The organism is Inquilinus limosus MP06 (assembly GCF_000767795.1).
In the GTDB taxonomy this organism is placed as follows: Bacteria; Pseudomonadota; Alphaproteobacteria; order DSM-16000; family Inquilinaceae; genus Inquilinus; species Inquilinus limosus_E.
In genome coordinates, this window is the sequence record NZ_JANX01000436.1 from 1 (window position 1) to 5574 (window position 5574).

Below are 5574 nucleotides of genomic sequence, written 5' to 3' on the forward strand. Positions count from 1 at the left end.
ACCGCGGCGTTCAGCTGGATCAGCGTCCGCCCCGGCGCCCGGAACAGGGCGCGGGAGCCGGTGGTGAAGTCCTGCAGTCGGGTGCCGACCGCCAGCACCACATCGGCATCGACCGCCAGCGCATTGGCGGCGCTGGAGCCGGTGACGCCGATCGAGCCGACGTTGGCCGGGTGGTTCCAGGCCAGGCTGCCCTTGCCGGCCTGGGTCTCGGCCACCGGCAGGCCGTGGCGCTCGGCGAAGCCGGCCAGGGCCTTGGCCGCGCCGGAATAGAGCACGCCGCCGCCGGCGATCACCAGCGGCCGCTCGGCCTTGCGCAGCGCCGCGACGGCTGCGGCCAGCTCGGCTTCGTCCGGGCCGGGACGGCGGATGCGATGCACCTGCTCCTCGAAGAACCAGGCGGGGTAGTCGTACGCTTCGGCCTGCACGTCCTGGCACAGGGCCAGCGTCACCGGCCCGCACTCCGCCGGGTCGGTCAGCACCGCCAGGGCGCGGGGCAGGGCGGTCAGGATCTGCTCCGGCCGGGTGATCCGGTCGAAATAGCGCGACACCGGGCGGAAGCAGTCATTGGCGCTGACCGTGCCGTCGCCGAAATCCTCGACCTGCTGCAGCACCGGGTCGGGCCGGCGGCTGGCATAGATGTCGCCGGGCAGCAGCAGCACCGGCAGCCGGTCGACATGGGCCAGGGCCGCCGCCGTCACCAGGTTGGTGGCACCGGGGCCGATCGAAGTGGTCACCGCCATCATCCGGCGGCGGAACTTGGCCTTGGCATAGGCGATGGCCGACAGGGCCATGGCCTGCTCGTTATGCGCCCGCAGCGTCGGCAACTGCTCGCGATGGGCGTACAGCGCCTCGCCCATGCCGGCGACGTTGCCGTGGCCGAAGATCGCCCAGCAGCCGGCGAACAGGCGCTCGCGCTGGCCGTTCTCGTCCTCGATCCCCCCTGTTTCAACCCATTGGGCGGCGAGGTGGCGCACCAGGGCCTGCGCCATGGTCAAACGCACGGTTCCCATCCCCATTGCTCCTTCAGGCTGCGGCTTGTGCCGCGGCGCGGGCATTCTCCCAGGCGGCGATCAGGCTGCCATAGCTGGCGGCCATTCGTCTCACCGCTTCGTCATCGTCGATGCGCCCCGCGATCCAGTCCTCGGCGGCGCGGCCGAAGATGGTGCGGCCGACCGCGAAGCCGCGGCACCAGGGCTGGCGCGCGGCCAGGGTGAAGGCGGCCGTCAGCTCCTCCTCCGGCGCCTCCAGCCCCAGCAGCACCACGCCGCGGCAATGCGGGTCGCGCCGGGCGATCACCTCCTGGATCGCCGCCCAGGCGGCCTCGGAGGGAGGGGGCGGCAGCTTCCACCAGTCCGGATGGATGCCGAGGGCGTAGAGCTGGTCCAGCGCCCGGGCCACAGTGCGGTCGTCGGCCGGCATGGTCCGGGGCGGGATCACCTCCAGCAGCAGCTCGTGCCGGGTGGCGCGGCTGGCGTCGAACAGGGCCAGCAGCTGGCGGTCCTGTTCGGCCCGGATCTCCGGCGGGTCGTCCGGGTGGTACTGCACCAGGCACTTGACCACATGCTCCAGCGGCCATTCGCGCAGAGTGACGCCGACATCCGGCCCGCCCTCGAAGCGCAGCGGGCGCGATCCCGGCAGCTCGATCGGCCGGCCGATCCAGGCGCCGCTGCCGGCGGCGGCGAACAGCGCCTCGCTGCCCAGCCGGCCGTCGATCAGCACGCCGAAGCCGGGCCGGTCGCCATGCGCCTGCTTCGCCGCGGTCCAGGCCAGCAGCTTGAAGTCGCCGATCCGCTCCGGGTCGGCGCCGTGGCGCGCCGCCATCTCCTCCAGCTGCGAACGGTGGTCGAAGGCCATGGCGTGGACCTCGGACCAGTCGCGGATCCGGGTGGTCGCCCAATGCACCTGGTTCAGGGCGGGGTCCTCGCGCAGCCGGTGATGGGCGCTGCCCTCGGCCAGGAACTGCGACAGCTCGGTCCAGCTCGGGTAGGACGGGGCGCAGCCGTGCCGCGATACGGCGAAGGCGCCGCAGGCATTGGCGTAGCGGCAGGCGGCCTCGACCGGCTCGTCGCGCAGCCAGCCGCGCAGGAAGCCGGCCATGAAGCCGTCGCCGGCGCCCAGCACATTGTAGACCTCGACCGGGAAGCCGGGGCCCTTCACCCCCTGCTCGATGTCGTCCGGGATCGCGCCCGGGAACACCACGCAGCCCATCGGCCCGCGCTTGACCACGATGGTGGCGGCACTCAACTCCCGCACCCGGCGCAGCGCCGCCAGCGTGTCGGTGGCGCCGCCGGCGATGTGGATCTCCTCCTCGGTGCCGACGATCAGGTCGCACTCCGGCAGGATCGCCTGCAGATGGGCGCTGACAGCCGAGCTCTCGACGAAGCGCTCCTCGCCCAGGCCATGGCCGGTCAGGGCCCACAGCACGGGGCGATAGTCGATGTCCAGCGCCACCTTGCGGCCATGGGCACGGGCCAGCCGCATCGCCTTTCGGCTCATCGCCGCGACGCCGGGCGTCGAGAAATGGGTGCCGGTGACGACCACGGCGCGGGCCGAGGCGATGAAGGCCTCGTCGATGTCGTCCTCGGACAGCGCCATGTCGGCGCAATCCTCGCGGTAGAAGATCAGCGGGAAGGTGTGGCGGTCGCGGATGCCCAGGATCACCAGCGCGGTCAGGCGCTTCGGGTCGGTGATGACATGGCTGGTGTCCACGCCCTCCGCCGCCAGCTGCTCGCGGATGAAGCGGCCCATATGCTCGTCGCCGACCCGGGTCAGCAGGGCGGTGCGCAGGCCCAGCCGGGCGCCGCCGACCGAGATGTTGGTCGGGCAGCCGCCGACGTACTTGGCGAAGGAGGCCATGTCCTCCAGCCGGCCGCCGACCTGCTCGCCATAGAGGTCGACCGAGGACCGGCCGATGCAGATGACGTCGAGTGTCGGCTCAGCCATGACGCGAGACCCCCTCCGGGCGCCAGAACTCGGCCTGCGCGTCCATGGTCCAGCGGTGCTCCTCGGTGAACTCCGGCACGGTATAGGGGTTGCCGGCGAGGTGCCGGATCACCCAGGCGTAGTACATGCCGTAGCCGGGGGCGGCGCATTGCGCGTGGTCGAAGCCGTCGAAGATCTTGACCGTGTCGTTCGCCCGCACCTTCAGCACGGTCTCGCCCAGCTCGGCATGGCCGTAGCCGCGCGGGTCGGTGAAGCGGTAGTGGTAGATCTCCGGCTGCGGATGGTGGTGCGGCGGATAGCTCGACCAGCGGCCGGGGAAGGTCACCACCTCGCCCAGCACCAGCTCGGCATTCGGGTCGCTGTTGCGCAGGTCGAAGATGGTGCGGACATAGCGGTAGCAGGCCTCGTCGACCTGGCCCTTGCCGCGGTGCTCGTTCGGCACGTCCGCCGGCCCGAAGACGCGGGACGGGAAGGGCTTGGCGTTCCTGGTCTCGTAGACGGTGAACTCCGCCTCGGTCTCGGCCGTGAGCCGCACCCGGGCGCCGGCGGCGACATGCACGGCGCTGGCCGATTCATCGAACAGCGAGGCGCGGGAGAAGCGGACGGACTGGTTGTCGACGGTCACCTCGGCGGTGCCGGACATCAGCAGCCAGGCGGTCTCGTTCGCGGTCTCGATCTCGCGGCTCTCGCCTGGCGCCAGCTTCAGCACGGCGACGGCGATGCCGGTGTCGTCCTCGGGCTCGTCGAAGCGGGTGATCTGCGTCAGCCCCGGGCCGAAGCCGCCGCGGTGGCCGGTCAGATGGCGGGTCATGGGCTGGTCCTCCCCAAGGCTGTTTCGGCCAAATAGAACAAATATTCCATTTGACTGCAACCTCGGAATTCTGATTTTTCTGTCGCGGTCGGCCGCCGCCGGGACGATGATCCGGCGCGTCGCGAGGGAGAGGAATCCATGCTCAAGATCTGCCAGTTCGGTGCCGGACGGATCGGGAAGATCCATGCCGACAACATCGCCCGGAACCCGCGCACCCAACTGGTGGCGGTGGTCGACGTGCATCGCGAGGCGGCCGAGGCGCTGGCGAAGCAGCACGGCGCCGCGGTCGGCGATGGCTTGGCGGCGCTGGACGGCGCCGACGCGGTGGTGATCGCCAGCTCGACCGACACCCATGCCGACCTGATCGAGGCCGCGGCCAAGGCCGGCAAGGCGATCTTCTGCGAGAAGCCGATCGACCTCGACAGCGCCCGGGTGGAAGGCTGCCTCGACATCGTCGCCCAGGCGGGCGTGCCGCTGGCGCTCGGTTTCAACCGCCGCTTCGACCCCAGCTTCGAGGCGGTTCATGCCGGCATCGCCGAAGGCCGCATCGGCAAGGTCGAGCTGGTGGCAATCACCAGCCGCGACCCGGGCCCGCCGCCGGCCAGCTATATTCGCGTCTCCGGCGGCCTGTTCCGGGACATGATGATCCATGATTTCGACATCGCCCGCTGGCTCCTGGGCGAGGAGCCGGTCGAGATCTACGCCACCGCCAGCAACCTGGTCGATCCGGCGATCGGCGCCGAGGGCGACGTCGACACCGCGGTGGTGACGCTGAAGACCGCGGGCGGCGCCATCGCCCAGATCTCCAACAGCCGCCGCGCCGTCTACGGCTACGACCAGCGGGTCGAGGCCTTCGGGTCGCTCGGCATGTTGCGGGCCGAGAACCGCGCCGCGACCACGGTGGAATATGCCGGCGCCGACGGGGTGGTGCGGGACAAGCCTCTGCATTTCTTCCTGGAACGCTACGCGGAAGCCTATCGGCGCGAGCTCGACGACTTCATCGACGCGGTGCTGGAAGGGCGGGCGCCCCGCGCCGGTGGAGAGGACGGGAAGCGGGCGCTGCTGCTCGCCGACGCGGCCTGGGAATCGTGCAAGACCGGCGCTCCGGTGCGGCTGTCACGCTGACTCCGCCTCGATTTGTCCTGCGAAAGAATCTCTCGCAACCCGGTGCGACGCCTATGGTCAACGCGCGCGGGCTGAGGTTATAGTCCACGCGGGTGTCTTCTGTAGGCTCGGCTGAGGGGTATGGAGACGATCGTCGCCCGCGGGTGGGTCAACCACACGCGGGCTGGTTGTCTCAGGTAACGAATGGTCGTCTCGACAAAAACGTTCAGACCGTCCAGCACCGGCTTGTCGTCGGTTGCGAGCGGACAGATTCTGGTTTCCGCTCGCGGAAGCCGCACCCTTGGTCCTGGTGCAGCACTTTCTCTTGGAGTTTCAGTTCAATGATGAACCGACGTCATCCGCCGCGCGTCGGAGGCGGCGAATATCGCCGTGACGTGACGGCAGTGGTCAAGTGGTTCAACCCGACGAAGGGCTTCGGCTTCGTCCAGGTGACGGACGGTTCGCCGGATGCGTTCCTGCACGCCTCGGTCGTGGAACAGTCCGGCCATCGCGAGATGTATGAGGGCACGAAGATCGTCTGCGACATCGCGGAAGGTCAGAAGGGTCCGCAGGTCGCGGTGATCCATCGCATCGAGGAGCTCGGCGCCCCGCCGGCCGGCGGCGCCGGCGGCGGTTTCCGTCCGAACCGCTTCGGTGACGGCGGCGGCCGTGGCGGCTTCGGCGGTGGTGGCGGCTTCGGCGGCGATCGCGGCGGC

Annotated in this window: 5 protein-coding genes; 2 read left to right on the plus strand and 3 right to left on the minus strand. The window is 70.3% G+C overall.

Going from position 1 to position 5574, the window contains the following annotated elements:
* The 3 genes from P409_RS25135 to P409_RS25145 form a co-directional block, all read right to left on the minus strand.
* On the minus strand, window positions 1–1010 hold a 1010-nt coding region (locus tag P409_RS25135), incomplete at its 3' end, for a thiamine pyrophosphate-binding protein (protein WP_034844945.1).
* Window positions 1011–1023: 13 nt separating this feature from the next.
* Window positions 1024–2943 carry a bifunctional 5-dehydro-2-deoxygluconokinase/5-dehydro-2-deoxyphosphogluconate aldolase gene (locus P409_RS25140; protein WP_034844942.1) on the minus strand — a complete coding sequence of 640 codons (1920 nt, stop codon included), beginning with the start codon at window positions 2941–2943 and terminating at the stop codon, window positions 1024–1026.
* Window positions 2936–3754, minus strand: coding sequence for a 5-deoxy-glucuronate isomerase (locus P409_RS25145; RefSeq protein WP_034844943.1), 819 nt, complete (start codon window positions 3752–3754; stop codon window positions 2936–2938). Before P409_RS25145 ends, P409_RS25140 begins: the two co-directional genes overlap by 8 nt.
* 138 nt (window positions 3755–3892) lie before the next feature.
* Here P409_RS25145 and iolG point away from each other — a divergent pair, with 138 nt between their 5' ends.
* Window positions 3893–4879, plus strand: coding sequence for an inositol 2-dehydrogenase (gene iolG, locus P409_RS25150; protein ID WP_034844944.1), 987 nt, complete (start codon window positions 3893–3895; stop codon window positions 4877–4879).
* Between the two features lie 374 nt (window positions 4880–5253).
* The coding region (locus tag P409_RS25155; RefSeq protein WP_034844947.1) for a cold-shock protein at window positions 5254–5574 on the plus strand (321 nt) is incomplete at its 3' end.

Coding starts and splice junctions, on each gene's coding strand:
- P409_RS25140 (WP_034844942.1), bottom strand. CDS start 2,943: ATGGCTGAGCCGACACTCGACGTCATCTGCATCGGCCGGTCCTCGGTC.
- P409_RS25145 (WP_034844943.1), bottom strand. CDS start 3,754: ATGACCCGCCATCTGACCGGCCACCGCGGCGGCTTCGGCCCGGGGCTG.
- iolG (WP_034844944.1), top strand. CDS start 3,893: ATGCTCAAGATCTGCCAGTTCGGTGCCGGACGGATCGGGAAGATCCAT.